The organism is Desulfosporosinus meridiei DSM 13257 (assembly GCF_000231385.2).
Lineage (GTDB): Bacteria > Bacillota > Desulfitobacteriia > Desulfitobacteriales > Desulfitobacteriaceae > Desulfosporosinus > Desulfosporosinus meridiei.
This window is the reverse complement of the sequence record NC_018515.1, coordinates 4232140-4256462: the sequence shown is the minus strand read 5'-3', so window position 1 is coordinate 4256462 and position 24323 is coordinate 4232140. Positions and strand designations below refer to the sequence as shown.

The 24323-nt window shown below is 43.7% G+C and carries 24 protein-coding genes; 18 read left to right on the top strand and 6 right to left on the bottom strand.

The window, feature by feature from the left end:
* The first annotated feature begins 117 nt into the window (after positions 1-117).
* The 14 genes from DESMER_RS23275 to DESMER_RS19625 all read left to right on the top strand — a co-directional run bounded on the left by DESMER_RS23275 (position 118) and on the right by DESMER_RS19625 (position 13011).
* Positions 118-222: a methionine/alanine import family NSS transporter small subunit gene (locus tag DESMER_RS23275; RefSeq protein WP_014904827.1), complete on the top strand. Its 105-nt coding sequence runs from the start codon at positions 118-120 to the stop codon at positions 220-222.
* A gap of 341 nt (positions 223-563) precedes the next feature.
* Positions 564-1349 (top strand): Fic family protein, encoded by a 786-nt coding sequence (locus DESMER_RS19685; RefSeq protein ID WP_085931669.1) that lies wholly within the window; start codon positions 564-566, stop codon positions 1347-1349.
* Between the two features lie 181 nt (positions 1350-1530).
* Entirely contained in the window at positions 1531-2688 is a 1158-nt protein-coding gene (locus tag DESMER_RS19680) for an ABC transporter substrate-binding protein (protein WP_242831011.1), read from the top strand.
* Positions 2689-2707: 19 nt separating this feature from the next.
* A complete protein-coding gene (locus DESMER_RS19675; protein ID WP_014904824.1) occupies positions 2708-3586 on the top strand; it encodes a branched-chain amino acid ABC transporter permease in 879 nt (292 codons plus the stop codon).
* Positions 3587-4528 (top strand): branched-chain amino acid ABC transporter permease, encoded by a 942-nt coding sequence (locus DESMER_RS19670; RefSeq protein ID WP_014904823.1) that lies wholly within the window; start codon positions 3587-3589, stop codon positions 4526-4528.
* Positions 4525-5286, top strand: a complete 762-nt coding sequence (locus DESMER_RS19665; protein WP_014904822.1) for an ABC transporter ATP-binding protein — start codon at positions 4525-4527, stop codon at positions 5284-5286. Before DESMER_RS19670 ends, DESMER_RS19665 begins: the two co-directional genes overlap by 4 nt.
* A gap of 2 nt (positions 5287-5288) precedes the next feature.
* Positions 5289-6005: an ABC transporter ATP-binding protein gene (locus DESMER_RS19660; protein ID WP_014904821.1), complete on the top strand. Its 717-nt coding sequence runs from the start codon at positions 5289-5291 to the stop codon at positions 6003-6005.
* Between the two features lie 278 nt (positions 6006-6283).
* Positions 6284-8446 (top strand): LUD domain-containing protein, encoded by a 2163-nt coding sequence (locus DESMER_RS19655; protein WP_014904820.1) that lies wholly within the window; start codon positions 6284-6286, stop codon positions 8444-8446.
* 5 nt (positions 8447-8451) lie between these two features.
* The gene (locus DESMER_RS19650) at positions 8452-9501 is read left to right on the top strand and encodes an LUD domain-containing protein (RefSeq protein ID WP_014904819.1); all 1050 of its coding nucleotides are present in this window, start codon (positions 8452-8454) and stop codon (positions 9499-9501) included.
* Positions 9502-9552: 51 nt separating this feature from the next.
* Positions 9553-10248: a FadR/GntR family transcriptional regulator gene (locus DESMER_RS19645; RefSeq protein ID WP_014904818.1), complete on the top strand. Its 696-nt coding sequence runs from the start codon at positions 9553-9555 to the stop codon at positions 10246-10248.
* Positions 10249-10635: 387 nt separating this feature from the next.
* Entirely contained in the window at positions 10636-10950 is a 315-nt protein-coding gene (locus DESMER_RS19640) for a nucleotidyltransferase family protein (protein WP_014904817.1), read from the top strand.
* The gene (locus DESMER_RS19635; RefSeq protein WP_014904816.1) at positions 10922-11329 is read left to right on the top strand and encodes a nucleotidyltransferase substrate binding protein; all 408 of its coding nucleotides are present in this window, start codon (positions 10922-10924) and stop codon (positions 11327-11329) included. Before DESMER_RS19640 ends, DESMER_RS19635 begins: the two co-directional genes overlap by 29 nt.
* Positions 11330-11475: 146 nt before the next feature.
* On the top strand, positions 11476-12342 hold the full coding sequence (locus DESMER_RS19630) for a chemotaxis protein CheV (RefSeq protein ID WP_014904815.1): 867 nt from the start codon (positions 11476-11478) through the stop codon (positions 12340-12342).
* Positions 12343-12408: 66 nt separating this feature from the next.
* Positions 12409-13011 carry a hypothetical protein gene (locus DESMER_RS19625; RefSeq protein WP_014904814.1) on the top strand — a complete coding sequence of 201 codons (603 nt, stop codon included), beginning with the start codon at positions 12409-12411 and terminating at the stop codon, positions 13009-13011.
* Here DESMER_RS19625 and DESMER_RS24975 read toward each other — a convergent pair.
* The 4 genes from DESMER_RS24975 to DESMER_RS19605 form a co-directional block, all read right to left on the bottom strand.
* Entirely contained in the window at positions 13001-13282 is a 282-nt protein-coding gene (locus DESMER_RS24975) for a DUF5658 family protein (protein WP_427854265.1), read from the bottom strand. The two genes, DESMER_RS19625 and DESMER_RS24975, sit on opposite strands and share 11 nt — an antisense overlap.
* 418 nt (positions 13283-13700) lie before the next feature.
* Complete coding sequence (locus DESMER_RS19615; protein ID WP_014904813.1) at positions 13701-15635, bottom strand: cell wall-binding repeat-containing protein; 1935 nt, start codon at positions 15633-15635, stop codon at positions 13701-13703.
* A gap of 287 nt (positions 15636-15922) precedes the next feature.
* A complete protein-coding gene (locus DESMER_RS19610; RefSeq protein WP_014904812.1) occupies positions 15923-16261 on the bottom strand; it encodes a P-II family nitrogen regulator in 339 nt (112 codons plus the stop codon).
* Positions 16262-16278: 17 nt separating this feature from the next.
* Positions 16279-17622: an ammonium transporter gene (locus tag DESMER_RS19605; protein ID WP_014904811.1), complete on the bottom strand. Its 1344-nt coding sequence runs from the start codon at positions 17620-17622 to the stop codon at positions 16279-16281.
* 633 nt (positions 17623-18255) lie between these two features.
* Here DESMER_RS19605 and DESMER_RS22675 point away from each other — a divergent pair.
* Positions 18256-19611: a DUF5667 domain-containing protein gene (locus DESMER_RS22675; protein WP_014904810.1), complete on the top strand. Its 1356-nt coding sequence runs from the start codon at positions 18256-18258 to the stop codon at positions 19609-19611.
* A 356-nt stretch (positions 19612-19967) separates the two neighbouring features.
* Entirely contained in the window at positions 19968-20915 is a 948-nt protein-coding gene (locus DESMER_RS19595; RefSeq protein WP_014904809.1) for a hypothetical protein, read from the top strand.
* Between the two features lie 223 nt (positions 20916-21138).
* On the opposite strand, the gene putP is transcribed toward DESMER_RS19595, so the two are convergent.
* Positions 21139-22608 (bottom strand): sodium/proline symporter PutP, encoded by a 1470-nt coding sequence (putP, locus tag DESMER_RS19590; protein WP_148275306.1) that lies wholly within the window; start codon positions 22606-22608, stop codon positions 21139-21141.
* Positions 22609-22949: 341 nt separating this feature from the next.
* Between putP and DESMER_RS19585 the strand changes: the two genes are divergently transcribed.
* On the top strand, positions 22950-23342 hold the full coding sequence (locus DESMER_RS19585) for a hypothetical protein (RefSeq protein ID WP_014904807.1): 393 nt from the start codon (positions 22950-22952) through the stop codon (positions 23340-23342).
* A gap of 113 nt (positions 23343-23455) precedes the next feature.
* On the opposite strand, the gene DESMER_RS24795 is transcribed toward DESMER_RS19585, so the two are convergent.
* Positions 23456-23578 carry a hypothetical protein gene (locus DESMER_RS24795; protein ID WP_014904806.1) on the bottom strand — a complete coding sequence of 41 codons (123 nt, stop codon included), beginning with the start codon at positions 23576-23578 and terminating at the stop codon, positions 23456-23458.
* A gap of 409 nt (positions 23579-23987) precedes the next feature.
* Between DESMER_RS24795 and rplU the strand changes: the two genes are divergently transcribed.
* Positions 23988-24299, top strand: coding sequence for a 50S ribosomal protein L21 (gene rplU, locus DESMER_RS19580; protein WP_014904805.1), 312 nt, complete (start codon positions 23988-23990; stop codon positions 24297-24299).
* Positions 24300-24323: the final 24 nt, after the last annotated feature.

The following is a 24323-nucleotide window of genomic DNA, read 5'->3' as shown; positions in this document are numbered from 1 at the left end:
CGTAGCTCCCGGGAAAGCATGTGGGCGAGCCTCGGAGTGTTGAGTTCACGGATGTGGGAGAAGCTGCCTGACCCAAGCGACCCCAGACCCATCCCCCATACTAAGGAGCTGATAAATATGAGTACTAGTGCTATTGTAATGATGTTAGTTGGAATTATCATAATTTGGGGCGGGCTTGCAGCCAGCATTTGGCATGCTGTAAGAGCTTCCAAGCAAAAGTAGGGTAATCAACACAAATTGAATTATATTTAATCATGTTAAATTAATACAAAAATCATAAAAGGTAAGCCTGAATTTTCAAGGCTTACCTTTTATGATTGTGGAAATTCTATTCTCGTCCGTTTTTAAAGAGTCTCTAACAATTTTTCGGTCAAGTGAAGTGTAATCGAGAGAATAAGTACCTCGTCTAAAGTAAAATGGTATTTTACTTTAGACGAGGTTTTCGATCTTCGGACTGGTACTTCACCGAATTTGGCGAACTGATTTTCCAGGTGATTATCATACTGATTCTTACCAAAATGTGGTATAATAAAGGCGAGATATTATATGAAGGGTGGATCAACTTGAACAATTACAGCAGAGTGGTTGGACTATGGCAGTCTTACAGAATTGTATCTGCCGCTGATTTAGATAAATACCTAGACAGCTTCCGCATCCTGTTTGCCTTCCATTCGGGTAAAATAGAGAATGAAGAAATTACTTATCATGATACTCGAGAAATCTTTGAAAATGGAAGTGTTACAAACTTTACGGGGAGTCCTCGAGGGTTATTTGAACAACAAAACCAAAAGTTGGCTTATGAATTTTTAAAAGAGAAAATTGCGAAACTTGAACCTCCTAGCCTAGAGCTGGTTAAGGAGATTCATAAGGTTCTTACTAGTGGGACATATGACCTGGGTAGGTATATTACAAATGAGGAGCGTCCGGGAGAATTTAAAAAACATGATTATGTAACCGGCGTTCATGAAGTCGGATCTTCTGTGGAAAATGTGGAAAGTGATCTACTGGAGCTTATTGCAGAAGTAAATGAGTATAGGGGAAAGGATGTTTTAAAAGCTGCGGCTTATCTTCATGCTAGGTTTGAGTACATTCATCCTTTCGCCGATGGAAATGGACGAGTTGGCAGAACACTGATGAATTACTATCTCATGATTCATAATCATCCGCCTCTCATCGTGTATGATGAAGATAAGCGTCTGTATTACCAGTGCCTTCAGAAGTATGATGAAATAGAGGAACTGGATTCTTTGTATGAGTTTTTCAAGTATGAAACGGAAAAAACATGGGAAAAAGCATTGAATCTCGCAAATGGTGTGAAGCAGCCTCGCAAAGGTTTGTCCGATAGCTAAGGAATATATAGTAACCGATCGGTTATATAGCAAAGCAGTGAAGCAACATCTGTGAAAATTGTACAGAGTATACAATTTTCACGGATTTTTTTTATTTTCAAGCAGGTATTCCATAAAATATGCCGAATAACTAAATCTATTATAAAACACATTATTATTTAAGGAAGGTGTTATGATCACAATGAAAAAAGGACTTATAAAATGGTTTAGTGGTATGACCATTGGTGCACTGCTGTTAACCACAGCAGGCTGCGGAGGGGGAGCTGCTCCCGCTGCAAATTCTGGCTCACAAGGCGGAGAGGCCGCTAAAATCGGGGTTATCTCTTATCTGACCGGTGGCGGGGCTGCCTATGGCCAAGCCATTAAAGAAGGTCTGGATCTGGCTGCGGGAGAGATTAATGCTCAAGGCAAGCTTAAAGTTGAACTGATTTATGAGGATTCCCGGGGAGAAAAGACAGAAGCGATTAATGCTGCCAATAAATTAATCAATAAAGATAATGTTGTCGGCATCATCGGACCTACCCTCAGCGGAGAGATGTTTGCCGCCGGCCCGATTGCTGACCAAGCAGGAGTTCCGATCATGGGAACTTCAACCACAGCGGAAGGGATCCCGGCTCTGGGTAATTTCGTCTTCCGGAATGCTTTACCGGAGTTTTTAGCGGTTCCCCAGGCAGTGGAGAAAGCAATCTCTACTTATAACTTGAAAAAAGTTGCCGTCATGTACTCTAACAATAATGACTGGGCAGTGTCCGGATATAAGACCATTGAGAGCACTCTTAAGAAGAATGGTGTAGAAATCGTTGCTACCGAAACCTTTGCGGATAAAGATACGGATTACTCCGCCCAGTTGACGAAGATTGCTGCCTTAAAGCCGGATGCGGTTATGGTATCCAGTCTCTATCAGGAAGCCTCCCTGGTCTTGAAGAAAGCCAGAGAAATCGGCATCACTGTTCCTTTTGTGGGAACGAATGGTTTTAACTCCCCTGAGCTGATCAAAATTGCCGGAGCAGCTGCTGATGGTGCCATCGTGGCCAGCCCTTGGTTCCCCGGTAAGCAAGATGACAAGGTACAAAAGTTTATTGCTGACTACAAAGCTAAATACAACAATAAAATCCCTGATCAGTTTGCGGCCCAATCCTATGATGCCTTATATATGTTTGCCAGTGCTTTGGAGAAAGCCGGCTCAACCACAGATCGTCAAAAGCTGCGGGATAGCATTGCAAACATCAAAGACTTCCAAGGTGTAACCGGCAAGTTCGCCTTTGATGAAAAACGTGAACCCGTCATGAATGCTACTGTTTTGATTATTAAGGATGGACAGTTTACGGAACTCAAATAATTATTGGGAGTGAAGGTTTTTGTTCTGGCAACAATTGGTCAATGGCTTAACTCTGGGTAGTACCTACTCACTGGTCGCTTTAGGATACACCCTGATTATGGGAGTTCTGAATATCATCAATATGGCTCATGGAGAAATATTTATGATCGGGGCTTTTGTCGGGCTGTACCTGGTGACTTATCTAAAAGTAAATATTTTCGTGGCTATGGCCGGAGCTATGCTGGCCAGTGCGTTGCTGGGTTGTTTAATGGAAATGCTGGCCTTGCGTCCTTTGAGACGCAGGGCTGTTTCCCACCTGGCACCTTTGATTAGTACCATTGGGGTATCAATCTTTCTGGAAAGTCTGGCCTTGAATCTCTTCGGGCCTCAATCCCAAGCCTTTCCTACGGAATTAGCCGCAGTTCAATTTGAGCTGGGTCCCATCCGGATTACTCTGGTGCAAATTATTATTCTGGGCATATCCTTTGGTTTGATGTTTATTCTCCGTTTCTGGCTGGCTAAAACTCGGGTAGGCAAAGCTATTCGCACCACAGCTGAGAATATTGAGACAGCTAACCTCCTGGGGATTAACACTAACCGGATTATCTTTTTAACCGTTGCTCTGGCTTCAGGCTTAGGAGGAGTTGCGGGTGTACTGGTAGGTCTCTCCTTCAATGCGGTGGAACCCACCATGGGCTTATCTATGGGTCTGAAGGGTCTGGCGGTTCTGATCCTGGGTGGTATGGGTAATATCACGGGAGCCATGCTCGGCGGTCTGATTTTGGGGATCGCGGAGGTATTCACAGTGGCATACGGAGCATCTTCCTATCGAGATGCAGTGGCCTTCGGTATGATTATTCTCATTCTGTTTATTCGTCCTCAAGGACTTTTTGGCAAACGACAAGGGGGACGTTTTTAGATGGCTATTTTACTGAATCAATATTATCTGCAAATTGCTGTATTCGTTATGGTAAATGCGATTCTGGGCGTGAGTATTTATTTGACCTTATCCACCGGCCAGTTATCTCTGGGTAATGCCGGTTTTATGAGTATTGGAGCTTATACTTGTGCTATTTTGACCGTTAAAACAGGTCTGCCCGTTTATTTGGCTATTCCACTCGGTGGCCTGGCCGCCAGTTTCATTTCGATAATTATTGGTTTTCCGGCTTTGCGGCTGACGGGGATTTATCTAGCCATAGCCACCTTGGGCTTTGGCGAGGTTGTCCGGGTTATTGTCTTGAATTTAAAAATAACCAATGGAGCATTAGGGATCTCCGGCATCCCCACTCTGGGAACAAAGATCGGTAAAATCTTGTCTTCTTTCGGTATGTCCAAGTTCGGAGGATTTTCCGCTCAGCAAGTAAGTACCTTGCTGGTTTTGGTTATTTTACTCCTGGTTCTGGCTTTTCTGATTTTCTTCTGTATCAGACTTAATCGCTCCAGAGTCGGTCGGGCTTTTGCCGCTATTAAAGCCGATGAGTCGGCTGCGGAAGCCATGGGGATTAATACCACCTACTACAAGCTGCTGGCCTTTGCCTTAGGAGCGTTGATTGCCGGGATTGCCGGTGGATTATCCGCTCACCTGACCTTTTTCATCGGGCCAAAGGACTTTGCTTACCACCGTACGGTTGAAATTCTGCTTTACGCTGTCTTAGGGGGGAGTGACCTGGTTATTGGCCCTATCGTTGGAGCCCTAATCCTGACCTTGCTCCCAGAAGTATTGCGTTCGGCCTCCAATTATCGGCTGATGATTTATGGAGCTCTTTTAGTTACGATGATGGCCTTTCGGCCTCAGGGTCTGATCAGTGAGGAGACGGTTCGTTATTGGAAGGGTAAGCTTGGAAGGGGGAGTAAGCAATGAAATTAGTCCTTGACCAAGTGAGTAAAAGCTTTGGCGGCTTGGCTGCCTTAAGCAATGTCAGCTTTAAAGTCAATGAGGGGGAAATCGTGGGAATTATCGGCCCCAACGGGGCAGGCAAGACTACCCTCTTTAACTTGATTACCGGGATTTTCCCTCCTACAGAGGGGAGTATCACTTATAAAGAGAAAAACATCTTAGGCTTGCGCCCCTATAAGGTTACTGAGCTGGGCTTAGCCCGAACCTTTCAGAATATCCGGCTTTTTGGTCATTTAAGTCCTTTGGAAAATGTCATGGTCGGGGCTCATTGCCGGACCAAGTCCGGGGTCTGGAGAGGGTTATGGCACACTCCTGCCCAACGCAAAGAAGAGAAGAGGACCAGAGAACGGGCCCAAGAACTCCTGAAGTTAGTGGGAATTGAAGAGGATATCGACGCTCCCGCCAGCTCCTTGCCCTATGGACAGCAACGCCGTCTAGAGATTGCCAGGGCTCTGGCCACTGAACCGGAGTTAATTCTGCTCGATGAGCCGGCGGCAGGGATGAATGAGAGTGAAACGGAAGACTTGCGTCTGCTGATTAAGAAAATCCAAACCATGGGCAAGACAGTGATCCTGATTGAACATGATATGAACCTGGTAATGAACGTCTGTGATCGCCTGATGGTGATCAATTTTGGACAAAAGATTGCTGAAGGCACGCCGGCAGAGATTCAGCAGAACCCATTAGTCATTGAAGCCTATTTGGGCCGGGAGGAGGACTAGAGATGCTGAACATTAGCGGTTTGTCCACAAGTTACGGTAGTATTCAAGCCATCAAAGGGATAAATATTGATGTTCCTGAAGGCTCGATTGTTTCCCTGATCGGAGCCAATGGGGCAGGGAAGACAACTACGATGAAATCTCTGGTTGGGCTTCTCAAACCTCAGGCCGGTCAGATTAAGTTTTTGGGTCAGGAAATCCGAGGGTTTGCTCCTCATAAAATTGTCAATTTGGGAATTTCCTTAGTCCCCGAGGGGCGGAATATTTTAGCCGGGATGACAGTCCTGGAGAATCTAGAAATGGGAGCCTATCAGAGGAAAGATAAAGAGGTTCAAAAGGATTTTGAGAAGGTCTTTAAGCGTTTTCCTATTCTGGAGGAACGCAAACAACAGCTGGGAGGAACTCTTTCCGGAGGGCAACAGCAAATGCTGGCCATCGGCCGGGCCCTCATGGCCAGACCTAAGCTCCTCTTGCTGGATGAACCTTCTATGGGCCTGGCTCCTCTGGTGGTGGCAGATATCTTTAATGTCATTCGAGAGATTAATCAGGAAGGAACCACCATTCTTCTCGTTGAGCAGAACGTTCGTCAGGCCTTGAAGATTGCTAACTATGCCTATGTTTTAGAAACGGGAAAGATTGTGCTCCATGGCAAAGCAGATGAGGTTGCCAAGAATCCACGGGTTATGGAAGCTTATTTGGGCGGGGCCAAGGCAGGAGCTTAGACTTAATGGTAAGGTTCATGTCTTATTAATTAGGATGTTAGGGTTCATCTTATTTATTAGGGAAGTTCCGGGGAAATTCGAAAAGCTTTTCAATTTAAGAAGATTCTATGGAAACTCGAAAGCTTTTAATCCTCTACAAGTCAAATTGATAGGATCTGTTTCGTTGAAAAATCAAAAAGCCCCTCTTTTATTCGAGGAGAGGGGATTATTCTCTGGGGAGGGTTATTCACTTAAGCTTATCGGTCCGACCAGTAAACCGTAGAGGGAGATGTATACCAGTGGGAGATCATACCCATAAAATTGTCAAAACCAAGGTTACCGAAGGACTCCGGGACATGGAGTCCCGCAAAGGAAGATTTCGGGCTTTTGATGCTATTCGTCCGGCTATGTTAAAAATGGTTCCTAATTATCCTGAGCTTTCCAATCGTTTGCGCCGGATTAAGGAATACAGTATCGACCACTTAGATGAAGTCATCGCTAAAGCCCAACAGTCCTTAGAGGCTAAAGGGTGTAAGGTCTATCTGGCGGAAACTTCGGAAGATGCTCAGAGGTATATAGCCGGTCTGATTCCTAAGGAGGGCTTGGTGGTTAAGTCCAAGTCCAATGCCGGAAAGGAAATTAATATTTCTCATTACCTGGAGGACCAGGGAGTGACTGTCGTGGAGACGGATCTGGGAGATCGAATTAATCAACTGGCCAAAAGCGAAGCCAGTCACTCCCTGGCTCCGGCTATTCATATTCCCATTGAAAAAATCACCAAGCTCTTTTCCGAAGAAGAGGGCAAAGAGTTGGAATGTACTCCTGAGGCCCTGGTGGTTTCCGCCCGTAAGGGACTGCGGGATTTTCTGGTCAAAGCGGATGTGGGGATCTCCGGGGCCAACGCGATTTCAGCAGATACGGGGAGTGTCTTCGTCACTGAGAATGAGGGGAATATTCGGGCGGTTTCCATGATGCCTAAAGTGCACATTGTCATTGCCGGGGTGGAGAAAATCGTCCCCACCTTGGAAGATGCCCTGCAAGTTGTCCGGGCCGCCGCTGTGTACGGCGTGGGTCAGGACATTGGCACCTATGTTTCCGTGATCTCGGGAGTCAGTGAATCCTTGGATCCTGATTTGGAGGAGTTTTCCCAGGGGCAGGGTCCCAGAGAAGTCCATATCGTTTTATTGAAAAATGGCCGTCAGGACGCTATTAAGGTAGGGTTTAAAGAATCCCTTTATTGTATTAATTGCGGCAGCTGCTTGAACTTTTGTCCCGTCTATCAGGAAGTGGGCGGCAAGTACGGGTATAAGTATTTGGGCGGACGGGGCCTGGTCTTTGCCGCTTTTCACGGTGACTTAGGCAAATCCGAAGAAAATGGACTATCCCTCTGTATTGGCTGTCAGAAGTGTCATACTGCCTGCCCTGTCCAGATGGCAACCCCGGAAATGCTCTGGAAGCTTCGCCAAAATGCGGTAGCTAAGAAAGGGGTAGGCTGGAAGAAGGATTTGGTCTTCTCCATGTTAACCAAACCGAAGACTTTGCCCATGGTCAGTAAATTGGCCACGACCTTTGGAAAATTGGCGTTGAAAGATTCAGAGAAGGGGACCACATCCCGCTTAACCTTCAATTCCTTCGGGCTGCCTCAAGAGCGGGTGATTCCCAAGTTCTCCGGCAAATCCTTTGCCGAGATTGCTGAGCCGAAATCAGTGGCGAAGCCGGTGAAGAAAGTCGGTTTCTACCCCGGGTGTGTTGTAAACTACACGGAGACTGACCTGGGTGAAGCCCTGCTCCACGTCTTGGGAGAAAACCGGGTTGAGGTGAAGCTGGCTAAAGAGGATGTTTGTTGTGGGATTCCCAGTATTGTCAGTGGAGATTTAGAACATGCCAAGTCCATGGCCCTCAAAAATATTGAGACCTACAGTGCCTTGGAGATGGACGCCTTAGTCTTTGTCTGCCCCAGTTGTGCCGTGGCTTTCAAAGAAGAGTATCCTAAGCTCTTTGCCGATGCTTCCCCTGATCTTCAGGAAAAGATTAAAAAACTCGCTGAGAAGGCTAAAGATATTAACGAATTCCTGAGTAAGGATATCAAGTTGAAGGCTCCTAAACAAAAAGTCACGGAAACTGTGACCTATCATGATCCTTGTCATTTGGCCCGCAGTATGGGTGTAAAAAAAGAACCCAGGGAAATTCTCCAGAAGATTCCCGGGCTGAAATACGTAGAAATGCAGGATGCGGATGCCTGTTGTGGCTTTGGCGGCTCCTTTAGCCTAAGCTTCTATGAACTCTCCCAGCGGATTAATGAAGGGAAACTAAAGAACGTCACAGACACTCAGGCCACTACCCTGGCGACGAGTTGTCCGGGCTGTATGGTTCATTTCCGAGATGGGGTCGCTCAGCACGACATGAAGCAAAAGGTTTCTCATGTGGTTCAAATTCTAAGCCGAGCCTATGGGAGGAGATGAGCAAAATGAGTACTAAAGCCCAAACAATCTTAACGAAGATTCGTTCCCGTCGAGACATCCTGCTCCGGGAATATCCCAAATTGGCAGGCCAGGTGCAGGACATCAAAAGTGGGGTAGCGAATAACCTTAAGGAACATGTGAATTTGGCAATCTCTTCACTCAAAGGTAAGGGTTGCCATGTGATGATTGCTAAGAACGCGGCAGAAGCTCAGGAGCACATTCTAAAGATCCTGGCCGGGAATCAGAATGTGGCCATGAGTAAAAACCCTGTTTTCAGTGAAATTGGTTTAAGAGATTATTTAAAGTCGAAGAGTGTTGAGGTCTTGGAGACTGATCTGGGGGAGAGAGCTGCCGGAACCCAGACCGACCCTCACCCTTGGATTGCCAGTATCAATACGCCCATCACCGACAAAGAATGGGTAGCTCGGACTAAAGAGGAGATTAAGGAGAAGGCTGCCCATCTCCAGTTTGGAATTACCGGTGCCGAAGCTATTGTGGAACAAAACGGCACCATAGCCCTCTTAGAAAGTGAAGGAAATGTGCGCTTCACCTCGAATCTACCCTATAATCATATTGTGGTAGCGGGAATGGATAAGATTGTCCCTTCCCTGGAAGATGCTTTGGCAGTTTGTCGGGGAATCAGTGTCTATGGGATGGGAAAAGATATTTTAAAATATATTTCCTTTATCAGCGGTCCCAGCAGAACGGCGGATATTGAGTTTCGAATGGTTCAAGGGATGCACGGGCCTAAAGAAGTCTATGTAATTCTACTGGATAATGGACGACTTGAAGCGTCGAAAAGTAAGCAGTTGGATGCCCTTAAATGCTTGCACTGCGGAGGATGCCTCGTAGATTGTCCCCAATATCTCGTTGACGGATTAGAGAAGGGTTATTATTATACAGGGAAAAGGGCAAAGGTTCTGGCGGCGTTTATGAAGGGCGCCAAACCCTTGGATCCTAGTTCAAGCCTAAGCGGCAGTACTGAAACTAAAACTGAGGATTGTGGAGATTGCTCGTTGTGCAATAATAACTGTCCTGCGGGTATTAAGGTTTAACGGTTTAAGGTTTAAGGTTTAAGGTTTAACGGGTCACTAGGGGAGGTTCTAATGCAGTTTGAGAAGATTATCAAACCTCAGCGCACCTATCAAGAGGTTTTAAAGCAAATCAATAACTTAATTATCGATGGCAGGCTGCAGCCCGGGGATCGGCTGATGGGCGAGAGGGAAATGGCTGTTGAGCTGGGGGTTAGCCGGACGACCTTGCGGGAAGCCTTAAGAACCATGGAGTTCTTAGGCTGGGTTGAGATTAAGCCGGGGGAAGGCACCTTCATCCGTAATCCTCAGTTAAGTGAGGTTATTAGTCCTTTGGCCTTAGCCCTCTCCGCTGAGCAGACCCAAATTGATGAACTTTGGGAAACCCGAATTACCCTGGAGGTGGAATGTGCGGGCTTAGCGGCTGCCCGAGCCTCTGAAGCTGACCTAGGGAGGATCGCCAGTATTTTGCATGAAATGCAGTCTTCCTGGAGAGATCTGGATGCCTACGTTAAAGCAGATATGCGCTTTCACTATCTCGTTACTCAAGCTTCTCAGAACTCCATGATGAATCGTTTATTGCAGACCTTTGTCGTTCATATCTTAGAACTTATTAAAAAGGCCGGCCCCCTGCGTTTTAGTCACGATATTGGGGGAGTCAATACGATTCAAGAGCATATCTCTATTTATGAAGCCATTGCCAGGCATGACGAGGATCAAGCCAGGAGTCTAATGAGAAAACACCTGGAAGACTCAAGAAGCGAGCGCTAGCCTGATAGAGCGTGTTAGAGCGTGTTAGCGTGTTAGGGGGACGGTCCTATTGACACATTACGTGTCAATGGGACCGTCCCCTGATTCATTCACAGATCAACTTTAGCGGTAAGGATGAGATAACGGCTGCTACGCCCCTGGATAAGTGATTCTAAGCATCAGATGGAGTAAGTATTCCTCTTAGGCAAACTCCATCTGATGCTAAGATTCACTTGATATTGAGATGCGCTCTGCTAAGGGTATATGCTGTAATTGTTTAAAAAGGCTTTATCTAGATAGACTTTATAGTACATGATAAAATAGGTTAACAATTAGCTGATTCGGAGGTAACTGAAAATTGCTGGTCGAAAGCTTAGGACATCACACCTTTAAAGAGGAGGCCCACAAGTGGTTAATAATTTAGATGAAAGGATAGTCCTGCGTATTAGGGAAATCGGCCAATTATATCCTATTGAAAGAATTGTTCTTTTTGGTTCGAGAGCCAGAGGGGATCATAGGCCTACAAGCGATATAGATTTGGCTATTTTTCCGTTGCCGGGGCTTAATAGCAGAGGGCATATGATCAGTGACCTTGACGAGCTTAACACGCTGTTAAAAATAGATACCCTAATTATTAATCGAGGCGTTGAACCTAAAATAATAGATAATATTTTGAAAGAAGGTGTAACTCTATATGAGCGAGCCGGCGACAAAACTCCATAACTTTACTAACGCACTTAATAGGTTGAAAGAGGGAATAGGAAAATACGACAATTCCAATGATCTATTAAGAGATGGAGTCATCCAACGCTTTGAGTTTACCTTTGAGTTGGCCTGGAAGACGCTGAAAGCAATTTTTGAAAATGAAGGATTAAGGGGCTTGAATTCTCCGAAAAGCGTATTGCGAGAAACTTTTACTGCAGAATTGATTAAAGACGATGAGTTGTGGCTGGCAATGCTAAATGACAGGAATTCAACGGCCCATATCTACAATGAACAGACTGCAATTGAGATTTGCGCCAATATACAGCAAAAATATCTAATTGAACTTGACAATTTGCTTGAGAGAATCAATATAAGGTTTGCTAATGATATACGATAACAATAATTCTAGAGATGCCCTTTAGGATTTTTGAGTTTTAGGATTAATGTTCAGAAAACATCTTTCATTCCATTCTGAATATGGTAGAATGGTTACATAATATATCGAAGATTGTCGGACGTTGCGGATATTAAGGGGGAATTTATTTGAAGCAGGATATTCTTTTAGAAAGCGGTATTAATGAGTTAGAGATCGTGATTTTTAAAGTTGGAAGCAGTACGTTAGGGGTGAATGTGGCTAAGGTTGAATGTATTCTTACATACCAACCGCTGACTGAGGTGCCAAATTCTAATGGAAATATTAGCGGTGTCATTAACTACAGGGGGCGAGTTATCCCTGTCTTGGACTTAATTAAAACTCTTAAGCAAGACTGTCCCAAGCAACCCCAGGAGAGACTCTTAATCCTGATAAATATTAATAACAGTGATTTTGCCGTAGAAGTAAGTTCTGTCAGTGGAATCAGACGACTTTCCTGGAAGGATATAGAGACCCCCTCCTCAATTCTACTTAGTCAGAATGCAACTCCGATAACCGGAATTGTCAAAGCAAATGATGAGATTATTTTAATGTTGGATTTTGAAAAGATTCTTTCCGATATCGATCCTTCCTTGGCCCTCAAAGAATCAAGGGCCATCAAAGGCCTAGAAGGAAAAAAACTCGTGGTGGCTGAGGATTCCACCTTCTTGTTAAAAGTGGTCAATGAATCCTTGCTCAAAGCCGGGGCAACTGTAGAGAAATTCAGCAATGGCAAGGACGCCCTTGATTTTCTGGAGCAGAGTTCTGTCGATGAAATATATTGTGTAATTACGGATATTGAAATGCCTGTGATGGATGGGCTGACTCTAACCAAGCAGATAAAAACTAATCCTAAATTGAAAAGTATCCCGGTTGTTTTATTCTCCTCAATCGCTAGTGATGGGTTGGCCCATAAGGGTTTGAGTGTTGGTGCAGATGCTCAAATTACTAAGCCGGAAATCGAAAAGCTGGTGGAGCTTGTGATCAATTTAAGATAGGGATGACTAAAGGCATCGGTTTATCCCGATGCCTTATGGATTAATGGCTATGAGTTGAGGTGAGTTATGAAAATCTTAAAGATACTGGTCCTAATACTGATGACCTTTTCCCTGGTCGGATGTAGTGGTTCAAAATCTGAAAATCCAACAACTGCTAATTCTGAAACTCCACCAGCAGAGTCTGAAGCATCAGACTCTCAAACTCCGATCAGTAATCCGCAACAATTGACGGCAGTCTCATTTAAGTGGATAGGAGTAGATCAGGATGTCTTAAGCCCTAATGAGGTGAAAGTTGATACGAAACCTGACGGACACTTTCATATAACCGTTCCCTTTGGGACACAGGCTGGGGTAAAATCTATTTGGATCCGGTATGGGGAATTTGGTAAGTCTTTGAAATGGGGCTGGATTTACAATAAGAATCTTCCGATCAATGGATATTTATTGGCAGTTTTAGATAACAGTGGTAAGGTAATTTTACCTCAAGCTGACAATGGGTTTACCGTTGAGGGGGTAGCGGATTTTGACTTATACCTTTCTGAACTGGAAAATGAAAGTGGTCGGGACACCTTTAAGTTTGTAAAGGGGCAAAGGTTTGAGCTGGAAATCAATTACGTAACCCAGAATAATGTGGAGAAGCAAGTTAAGAGTTCGGTTACTATTGAATGATTAATTTGTAGATCCAATGAGCATGAAGCAGCATTATGAAGGAATAGACTGTTATGCTTAGGCCCATTCCATAGATGATCAACCGGCGGGACTTCTCCTTTGTCCACCAACAAGCAGCCCCTAAGATAATGGGCAATAACAGTTTAAAGCTTCGAAGGTAGTTGGGGTTCATCTCAATAAGCAGCTGCATAAGGGGGTTACCTTCGGTGATTAAGTGAAGCTTAATACCCCATAGAGTTAGTTCAACATCAATGATATTTAAAATCAGCAAAATTAGGGTTGATGTAATGATTCGACTTTCAAGAGGCTTTAGATTTGATTGAGAGCCTTGCAAGGATTTAGAGGCGGGATATTCTGAAGCAGACAGACCTATGCACTCCTTTCGGCTTTAGGGTTTTGCCTAGCTGTTTCAGCATATGTAGACCTCTAGAAAATTATGTAAATTTAACGCAAATAGCCCCATTATGTTGCACTCATAGAATGTACATAATGGGGCTGTGATAGTCTCTGGAGATAAAAAAGTAATTAATGATTAATTAAAAAACTAAGAGAGAAGTCCTACATGTTAATGCAGCTTCTCTCTTAGTACTCTAATTTAGAGCAAGTTTGCACCCCTTGCAAAACTTGCTCTGTGGCGCAGGTTGGGTTGCCTTAGCCTTATTAGCCAGTTGATTCAGTCTCTATATACTCTAGAGACTAAAATCCTTCTTGTCCAGATTATCATAATAAGCTCGGATTGGGCTGTAATCAGGGGTATATCCATCTACATCATCGAAGGGTTCATTATCATCTAAGTAAAGAGTAGTCAATTGGGTCAGACCTTTCAGGGGTGTGAAGTTTGTAATATAGTTATCAGATATATCCAGATAGGTCAGGGAGGTTAAGGTTTTTAGAGCGCTGACATCCTTAAGGCCGTTATCATTAAGCTTCAAAGTTCTAAGGTTTTTCAGCTTCCCAAGAGCAGCAATTTTAGTCAGTTGATTATTGCCCACATCCAGGGTTTTTAAGTTAACAAAATACTCTAACCCGGTTAGATCCGTAATGTCATCATTGCGGAAGTTTAAGGATGTGATATCCAAAACATCACTTTTATAGATTGATTCAGAGCTGCTCTTGTGTAACTTACGTCTTACGGCTGAATGCAATTCCGAGTCGGTAAAAGTAATTTTGGCATCTTCAGAGACCTTAAGAGTAAGGGTTATTTTCTGAGTTAGGCCCTCAATGGTTCCTTGAAAGGAGTAGCTGCCTGCTTTGTTCAAGGGAACAATCTTAGTGTTCCAAGTCACCGGATAGGTTTCTGAGCTGCCGTCGCTCATGGCTACTTCGACAGTTTCCGGGAAATCATAGGATTCGCCCAAGATTATTTCCGCAGTAATGTTTTCGGCCTTGGAGGCCTTTGGATAAATTGTTAATTTTAAAAAGACGCTGTCACTGTAGTTTTTTACCCGGCCTTCGAATCGGTAAGTGCCTGACTTTAAGGTTTGAACAGAGGAAAGGGTCCAGGTCACAGGGACTTCTTCCGTGGATCCGTCCGACTTAGTCGCCGTAACGGTCTTCGGGGGTTCGTATTTTTGCTGCTCGATAATACTGTCGGTAACGTCAGCTACTGACTCAATTTCAGCAGGAAGTTCAGCCAGGGTAGACTCTGTAGAACTGCTGATAACACCTGTGCCGCCTAAGATGAAAAATTTGGAGATTAGCTTGGACTGGATAAAGGGAAGGGTGGTGTAGGGAATTGTGTTCCCCTGCAGCAGAATAATAGGGTTCTTTTCTTTTTGAGCTAAGGCTGAGGCGGCTAGGCCATCAGAAAAGCTTCCGCCTGTTGAAACATAGACTGTATCTAAATTCAGATCGCCGGAAAATCGTTTGATCAGCTTAATATTTCGATCATAGGCGTCATAACCGGAAATTAATTCGTATTCAGGAAACTGGTTAAGTACATTGTCACTAAGGTCATAATAGCCGGCGACAATTACAGCGGAAGAAATTTTGGTTTTCGCTAAAAAGTCCTTTTGAGTGGGGGTAAGTTCAGTTGGCGGTACCAGAAGGATGGGCATTTCATTGGCTGCGGCAATGGGGCCGATAGACAAAGCATCGGGATAATTCATACCGGTTGTTACAAAGGCTCCTTTGCTTAAGCCAACTGCCTGAGCAACGAGCAGAGAAGTTTCGTAACGATCCTGACCGGCAAGACGTTCAGTAGGAATTTTCATGGCAGTAAGCTGTTTTTGGACTTCGTTGGAGATAACTGCTTGGCCTCCGATTATATAGACTTTCTTTACTTTCAGACGTTTTAACTCGGCCGCAGTGTCACTGTTTAGGGTATAAGAATCGGTTAATAGTATGGGCGCGTTGTACTTGTGTGCTAATGGTCCGGCACTTAAGGCATCCGGGTAGTCCTCTCCGTAGGCCAGAATGGCAGCATCAGCCCCATTGGGCCAACCTTGTTGACTGATGGCAGCGGCAGTCTGATATTTATCATAGCCGGCGATTCGTACAGTGTACGCGGATGCGCTGGCTATTAGCGGGCAGGTGAACAGAAATAGGCTCATAAGGAAAAGGGATAGTATGAAGTTTTTCTTTGTAGGATTCAGAAAGCAAAACTTTCGTTGTGTTCTTATCATTAAATGATCGTCCTCCTTTTCTTAAGTATTTCTCTAAATAATGACTAAATCCTCCCTTTAATCTTAGCATTTGATTAATTCATTGTCGTAAGGGAGGAAAAAGCGAGTTGTCTGTGTGCAGATCTATGAGTAAAGAGATCGAGGTTCATCGTAAAGATGCTCTCTTTACAGAAGGTAGTGTCTCAATTCTACTCAGTTTGCAGAACAGGATGCCCTAGTGCGCATACCTGATGTCTTAGAGAAATAATTAAAGGGGCGTCCGCAGACGCCCTCTCTTTTGAGCCTTATCAAATTGCGTATTTTCCGGAATCTCCGGACAGGATTCTTAAGGTGTTCTCAACATTGGAAATAAAAACTTTACCATCACCGATTTCCCCGGTGTAGGACTCTTGGCTGATTACTTCGACGATCTGATTGACCAGATCATCAGTAACCACGATTTCGATCTTTGTTCTCAGAAAAAAGTTATTCGATAGAGTATAGCTACGGTAAACCTCGGTTCGTCCTTTTTGTAGACCACATCCTAGTGCGTTGGTGAGGGTCATCCCTCTAATACCGAATCGACGGAGGGAAGTCTGGATGGCTTCAAGTTTCTGGGGACGAACAATACATTCAATTTTTTTCATAGAGACAATACCTTTTATTAGATATTTACAGAGGGTGCTTTCATTTCAAAACCTGAGTAAGCCTCCATGCCATGTTCCCCGATATCCAGGCCTCGGATTTCTTCTTCTTCAGAAACCCGTAAGCCCAGGGTAGCTTTGATGATGCCGAAGAGAATGAGAGAAGTAACGGCGGTCCAAGCGAAAACTGAGGCTACACCGATGATTTGGGTGATTAGTAAAGCCGTCCCTCCTCCGTATATGAGTCCTCCATCTACGGCAAAGAGACCTACCAATACTGTGCCGAAACTGCCACAAACACCATGTACGGAGATTGCTCCGACGGGATCATCAATCTTCAGGAACTGATCAATAAACTCAACGGAGAGAACGATCAGAATTCCGGCGAAAGCTCCAATGATTGCTGCCCCAATCGGGTCTACAGCCAGACATCCTGCTGTAATAGCTACCAGGCCCGCAAGTGCGCCATTTAAAGTTAAGGAGACATCCGGCTTTTTATATTTGATCCAAGTGAAGAACATAGTCATTGTAGCTCCTGCTGCTGCAGCCAGGTTGGTGTTTAAGGCGATTTTTCCAATGTCCGGGTTGGTTCCGGAGAGAGTGCTTCCGGGGTTAAAGCCAAACCAGCCAAACCAGAGGATAAATACACCAAGAGCTCCCAAGGTAATGTTGTGTCCGGGAATAGCGTGGGATTTACCGTCTTTACTGTATTTGCCTACCCGTGGTCCGATGAGAAGTGCACCAATTAAGGCTGCCCATCCGCCGACGGAGTGCACCACTGTGGAACCTGCGAAGTCGATCATTCCCCGTTCCATTAACCAGCCGCCGCCCCAGATCCAGTGGCCGACCACAGGGTATATCACGGCACTGATGACAAAACTATAAACTATATAGGACATAAATTTAGTGCGTTCAGCCATGGCTCCGGAAACGATGGTAGCTGCAGTTGCAGCAAAAACAGTTTGGAAGAGAAGGAAGGCGGGAAGAGGAATGGATAATCCCAAGTGTTCAAAGCTGTCCGACATACCAAAACCCGTTGTGCCGAAAAGCCCTGCTTGGTCAACGCCAAACATAATGGCAAATCCGAAGAGCCAGTAAATTAATGAGCCGATGGAAAAGTCCATGAGGTTCTTCATAATGATATTTCCGGCGTTTTTAGCCCGAGTAAAGCCTGCTTCAACCATAGCAAATCCTGCTTGCATAAAGAAGACGAGAAATCCGGCAATTAAAGTCCAGATGGTATCAATGGCCACGGCGTTGCTTTCAACGCTGGGTTCAGCTCCTAAGGCGATACCGGGGATTGCCAGCAGCAATGCTGTAAATATCCCGAGAAAGATTCCATTTTTCCTAAATCTTGTTTTCATTGTTCTTGCTCCTTTCAAATCCCTAAATTTTTATGGTAAACAAAAAGGCGCCAAGGTTGCAGTACTTCAACCCATGGCGCCTTTGCCTATCCTTAACCATATAAACATAGCCTTAAAAACATAAATACCCTCAGGTTTCCCTGAGGGCGTCTTTGACCTCAATGCGTTTTAAAAGCAATCTTTGTGTTGACTCTATAGTAGCACTTCTGGAGTGAATGGGAAATAGGTTTTTGGTGTGAATCCTGTATTCTTACTTGTTATACACAGATCAATTATCTATCATAAGTTTGAGGTGTTTTGTGAAAATAAAGTCTTCGAAATCATCATACTACTGGATCGATATTCAAAGTTATGATGTTTATTTACAATAAGTAGTTATTTAATTATAAACGTTCACTACTTATGTGTTGTCTGCAAATATGGCTTTTTCAAAATTCTGTTTTAATTTAAGTTTATATCTTAATTACTAAAATTAAAGAACTTATATCTTAATATAGTGGGTTAAAAGTACTTTTCTTCTAGTCCATAAGTCCCGATATAAAGAAATATGCTTGTTGGAGTATCTAGGAAAATAGTATAATGCAAAAAGATAGAATTATCAAAAATCATTTATTGTTTTAGGGAGTGAATAGGATGAGAATACTTAGTAAGAAAATTGCATTGGCTTTAACCTTAGCTCTTTGCGTTATGCCCCTTAGTGGCCCATTAGCTTTAGCAGAAACAGTAGTTGAGCAAAGCACTTCTGAAGAAATTCTCGAACCTAACTCTGTGGAGACTTCTGAAGAAGTAATTGAACCCGGTTCTAATGAGGATACTGCCACTGATTCTGAAGTGACTGAAGAGACAGAGGGAGATACCGTGCCTGATACTTCAACAGATACTGACACCGGTGAGGTTCCTGACAGCTTAGAAAATGAGGAGGATCTCCCTCCGGTGCTGGATGAAAACGGAGAAGAGGTAACACCGGGAACTCTTCCGGATTCTCCATTTTATTGGCTAACCACATTAGTTGAGAAACTCCAAGTTGCCCTGACTTTTGATCCTGCTAAGAAGACTGAGCTTTTAGCAGATCAGGCTCTGGAGCGGATTGCCGAAGCAGGGGCGCTGATTGAAGAAGGAAATGCCGAAGAAGCTGAAGTTGCCCTTATTGCCTACTCCGAAAAGGTTGCTGAAGCCCAAGCTTTTCTAGCCTCACTCACTGAAACAGAGTCTGAGACAATAGAAAAACTTGAGACTGCCCTGAGTAAAACTCATGCCAATAATATTCAAACCCTTGGTGGTCTTATAGATAAGCTGCCACCCCAGGCGGCTCAAAAGGTGGCCCTAAATGTTGTTCGGTCTATGGAAAAAAGTATTGCCAAGATGGAGAAAAAGGATCAACTAAAGGTCGCTACAGAATTAAGGAAAGCGATTAAGGGGTTAGAGGAAAATGAGTTAACGGAAGAAGACGCTGCAGCGCTGGAAGGACTGGAGGAAACTCTCGACCTTCAGGAAGATAGGATAGTGGAAGAAGAGCAAGACTCTGTTGAAGTTGCTTCAGGTTCAGAGCTCAATACCATGACTGTCATGACCGAAACGGATACAAGTGCTGCAAAAAGCAACAACAGTTCAAAATTTATCCTGCAAAATGCAGACAGTAAAGCAATTAAAGTAAAAGCAGAGCCTAAAACTGAGGCTAAGGCAGCAGCAGAGATGAGCAAGCAGCAGGCACAAGAACTGCAGTTAAAGGATGAAGTTGAAAAGAAAAGTCTACCTAAAGAAGAGCTTAAAGGTGGGCCCGAGGATAAAGCGAAGAGCGACACTAAAGCTCCGGAACAAAAACAGACTGAAGATCAAAAAGTGCAAGACTCAAAGCTCAAGGCAGAGCAAATGAGTGGGTTAAAAGACACCGGTTCAAATAACTCTGTTCAGAAGCAAAGTGCAGAGAAAACTCAAAAAGCCTCTAAAGAGAGTTCCAAAGGAGAAAAATCAGGAGGTAAGGATAGATAACCCTCCACCCACTATGGCAGTTGTACCCAATGGAATGTGGGCTATTTAAGTTGGTACTATTCTTCAAATGGCATAGTTAGTGATTTTTATAGAGCGGAAAGAGTCGATGTTAGTATAAGTGATCAATCAAATTTTGAGATATCCTCTGAAGATATTAGTGGTATTTAGTCGGTATTCATAATAGGTTAGGTTATTTCAAGAAATTACAGGTATTAAAGTCGTAATGTGTTGGATTTTAATGGAAATAAAGTCAAGATACCCCCTTAAAACAGTCGGCGAGGATCGAAATACTTAATAAGAGGCCATAACCTGATTTTGAATCGGCGCCTCGTAAGATTTTAAGGGAGGTATAATCAGTGAAAAAAGTTATTTCCAGAATAGTACCCATAGCATTAGTTTCCTTGTTAGCGTTGCCTGGAGTAGTACAGGCCAAAGGGTTAGATGACTTAGCTAAGATGAAGAATCATGGGAATAAACATTATCAAAGTTCTCAAATGAATGCTAAGTGGAGTCGGTTCAAGGTTGAGCTGCAAGGAAATAATGAAGAGGGTCAGGTTATTAAGATTATTGATAATAACCCCGTTTTTGATTACGTCTTGGCAAGCGGGGAAGATAATGGGAACTTAGCCAATGGAGATACGGTCGTCATTAATGTAATCAATCGCGGGGGAAATATCGTAAAGCGTTTAAATTATTCTATTGAGGGTCTGGAAGAGGTTGACGAGGTTGACGAAACTAAGTCTCTTCATCTTAATACTGCAACTCGGGATCTAGAAACCACCTATGGTGCAGTCAGATTCTTGAATTTTAATAACCAAGCTAGCGGGGCGGAAGTCTATCTGACCAATGCTCAAGAAAAGTTGGGTACAACCAACCGTACTCAGATAGATTTCTATCGTGGTACGACGACAGATGATGAGAAGCCCATTGGAGACTGGGAACAGAGAAATAAGGTGCGTTTTGGCTATGATTCGGATGATGGGAAGGTTTGGGTTGAACTGAATGCCGAATATGAGTATCTGGCAGAGTATAATACTTTGAAGGATGCTGACTTTGATGCTATTCAATTGATGCTTTTGAATCGTGAATCCGATTCAGTGGTTAAATTGGAGAATATTAAAGTTAATGGCAAGAGTCTGGGGGATACAGTTCTGATTGGTAATTCGAGCTGGCCGAAGTGGAATCTGGAAGGGGCCCTTCAGAACTCTAATGGGAATTTTGTTGTTGAAGCCGATTTGGTGATCACTGGGGATCAGCCAAAGGGTGAGCTCAATAAGCTGGAGATTGTGTTTGGTAAGAAGTAGAGTACATTTACTCTGGGTATTGAGAGGGGCCATGCCAACTTGGCCCCGAAAATTCAAGTGGTTATTTGCTTTTTATATTAGTCAAACGTAAGGTGTAAAATCAAGATTACAAGTTTTTATGAGGCGCATTTCTTTTACGTAATAACTTAGGACGGTTAATCAGCTCCGTTATCGGAACTAATTAACCGTCCTAAGTTTGTTTAGAAGAATGTATTACCTTAATCTAAGACAAATCCGTATTCTGCTTACAAAGCTCGAACTCGGCTTCCATCTTTGCAGAGGGTTTTCCCGTCAGCAAACTGACTAGAACAATAGCAATCAGACAAGCGAAAAATCCCGGTACTAATTCATAGAGGGCGCTTTTTAGAAAGGGGAAGCGGGTCCAAAGAATGACTGTGCCGGAACCGGCTACCATGCCGGCTAAAGCGCCCCATTTGTTCATTCGTTTCCAATATAGGCTTAATATGATCACCGGCCCAAAGGATGCACCGAAGCCTGCCCAGGCATAACCGACTAAGTTTAGAATTGTTTCATTACGCTGATAGGCTATCAGTATGGCGACAACAGCAACCATCAAGACGCAAAGACGACCCACTAAGACTAATTCTTTATCCGAAGCATTACGTCTAAACAGGCCATATAAATCTTCTGTCAAAGAGCTTGAGGTGACCAGGAGTTGAGAAGAGATCGTGCTCATGATGGCTGCTAAGATGGCAGCGAGCAGGAACCCTGTAATGATTGGATGGAAAAGTAACTTGCCTAGTTCGAGAAAAACAGTTTCAGGATCTGCCAGAGTAATGCCCTGGTTAGCAAAATAAGCGATTCCTATTAATCCGGTAAACATAGCGCCAACAACTGAGAAGATCATCCAAATCATCCCAATACGGCGCGCCTTGACCAATTCCTTGATGGAAGAGATAGCCATGAAGCGGATAATGATATGGGGCTGCCCGAAATAGCCTAACCCCCATCCGAAGAGGGAGATTATGCCCAGGACTGTTGTGCCTTTGAAGAAGTCCAGGTAGGCTGGATTAAGACTATGAATGGTATTGATGGATGTCTGGAATCCTCCGGATGCTTGAATTGTAATCAGCGGAACCATGACCAAGGTGGTGACCATAATGAGGCCTTGGACAAAGTCAGTGATGCTGACAGCTAAGAAACCGCCGAATAGGGTATAAGCTACAACGACTCCTCCGACAACCCATAGTCCTAGATGGTAATCAACATTAAAGGAGTTTTGAAATAGAACTGCCCCGGAAACAAGGCCGGAGGATACATAAAAGGTAAAAAAGACAATAATGACAAAGCCTGATACCAGCCTGAGAATTCTGGAATTGTCTTCAAATCGATTACCGATAAAGGCTGGGATTGTGATAGAATTATTGGCTAGTTCAGTATAGGTGCGCAGACGAGGAGCAACATAAAGCCAATTCAGATAGGCTCCCAGGGTGAGGCCAATAACGATCCAGGAGGCGCTGATTCCTTGAGCAAACATTGCGCCGGGAAGTCCCAACATCAGCCAGCCGCTCATATCCGAGGCCCCGGCGCTTAAAGCCGTTACCGCTGGGCCAAGATTTCGTCCTCCCAGCATGTAATCCGATAGATCTGTGGTTTTTCTGTAGGAGTAGTAACCAATCCCTAACATTCCTATCATGTAAATAATAATGGCGATTAATGATTCCAAGCTGATTCTCCCCCTTAATTATGCTGATTAGATTTTGCTTTGGGCTAGGTTATTGTACCATATAAGTGATAGGCGGAAAAAGACATCTGAAGTATTATGCTCGCTACTTACGAAAATGATTAGAGAGCACAGATGAGGAATTTAATATTATCCAAAGATGGTATAATAAATAGTGGTGCAAGCTGCGAAGCTGCGGCTAAAGCGCGAAAAGGGACTAAGGGCATAAAAATAAGCCCCTTTAAGGGGGGCTTGGGGCTGTTCATCTGCATATACTGTTTTAACGTAAGCTATTTCTAAAGGAAAGTTAGTTAATTTGAGTTAGTCAAGATCATGGGGGAACAATAATAATGGGTAATGCTTTAAAATTTATTACCAGCATCATGAATTATTTCCACGATACGTTAATCTCGCTGACAAAGTTTATGGGTTTAAAAGTTAATGATAAGCAGCTGCATTTTTTGGTGATAGGAATTATTGGGATCCTGCTGTTTCTCGTTGTACATAAGCTTTTCAAGTATCTTGTTAAGTATAGTTTAACGGCGATTTCCTTCATCTACACCTTTACCGTATTGGTGGTACTTGTTTTTGCCATCGAGATTGGGCAAAAGGTTACCGGGCGTGGTAATATGGAATTTCAAGATATCGTAGAAGGTTTATGGGGCTTTTTGGTGGCCTTTGGAATTTATCTGGTAATCGTAGTTGGGGTGTATGGGCTAAAGAAGCTGAAAAAGCGCTTATAGTATAGTAGTAAGATAATGTATTGGTTGAGTATTAGTGATTATTAGCAGTAAGATAGTTGAATAGGTCAAAAACATATTGCCTTATAGGGTAAGCTAAGGGAAATTCTATTTGGTTAGGTTGTTAGAACAAAAAAGGCAATTATGATGACACAGATTGCGCTAGAAGCTGCAATAATTATAAGTTCTTGACGTGTCGGCAAATGGAACGAAGAGGATTTATATTGTTTCCAAGGCATATTACACCACTCCTTACAATTTATGGTACTGTAGTATTCTGCAGAAATAATCTTATTCCTTTAAATAGGCATTGGACGAGACCCGCTTAAAGGGATAATTTAACCTTGAAATACCTATATTTTCGGCAGAAGAGTGCATATATACAAAAGTTATAATACTACTGTTACCCTAGTTCGTTCTATTGTTACATTAATGTAAAAATGTTCTGATAATTATTGGCCAGATAAGCGCGAGGTGGAGGGGATCAGAACCTCAACTATTAAATAGTTGACAACTCTCGTGTTTAAATGCTAAAATATTTAAATGTGGTGACTTCTCACCGCAACCGCTCTAATCAGGTATTAACGGGTTTCTTTTCTGAAATCGACCTGCAACGGCGAGTCTAGGGTAACGGGAGGTGTAACAAGAATGTACGCAGTTATTGAAACAGGTGGTAAGCAGTTCCGTGTTCAAGAAGGCGACGTTATTTACGTTGAAAAATTGGATGCTAATGTTGGAGATGCCGTAACGATTGATCAGGTTCTCCTCGTAGAAAAAGACGGTTCGGTGAGTGTTGGAACCCCAGTTGTAGCCGGTGCTACAGCAGTGCTGAAGGTTGTGGAGCACGGTAAAGGGGAGAAGATTATTGTCTTCAAATACAAATCCAAGAAAAACTATCGACGCAAACAAGGGCATCGTCAACCCTACACGAAAGTTGTCGTCGAGGCACTCCAAGCGTAAGGGCCAAGACGGTGTTCGCCTAGT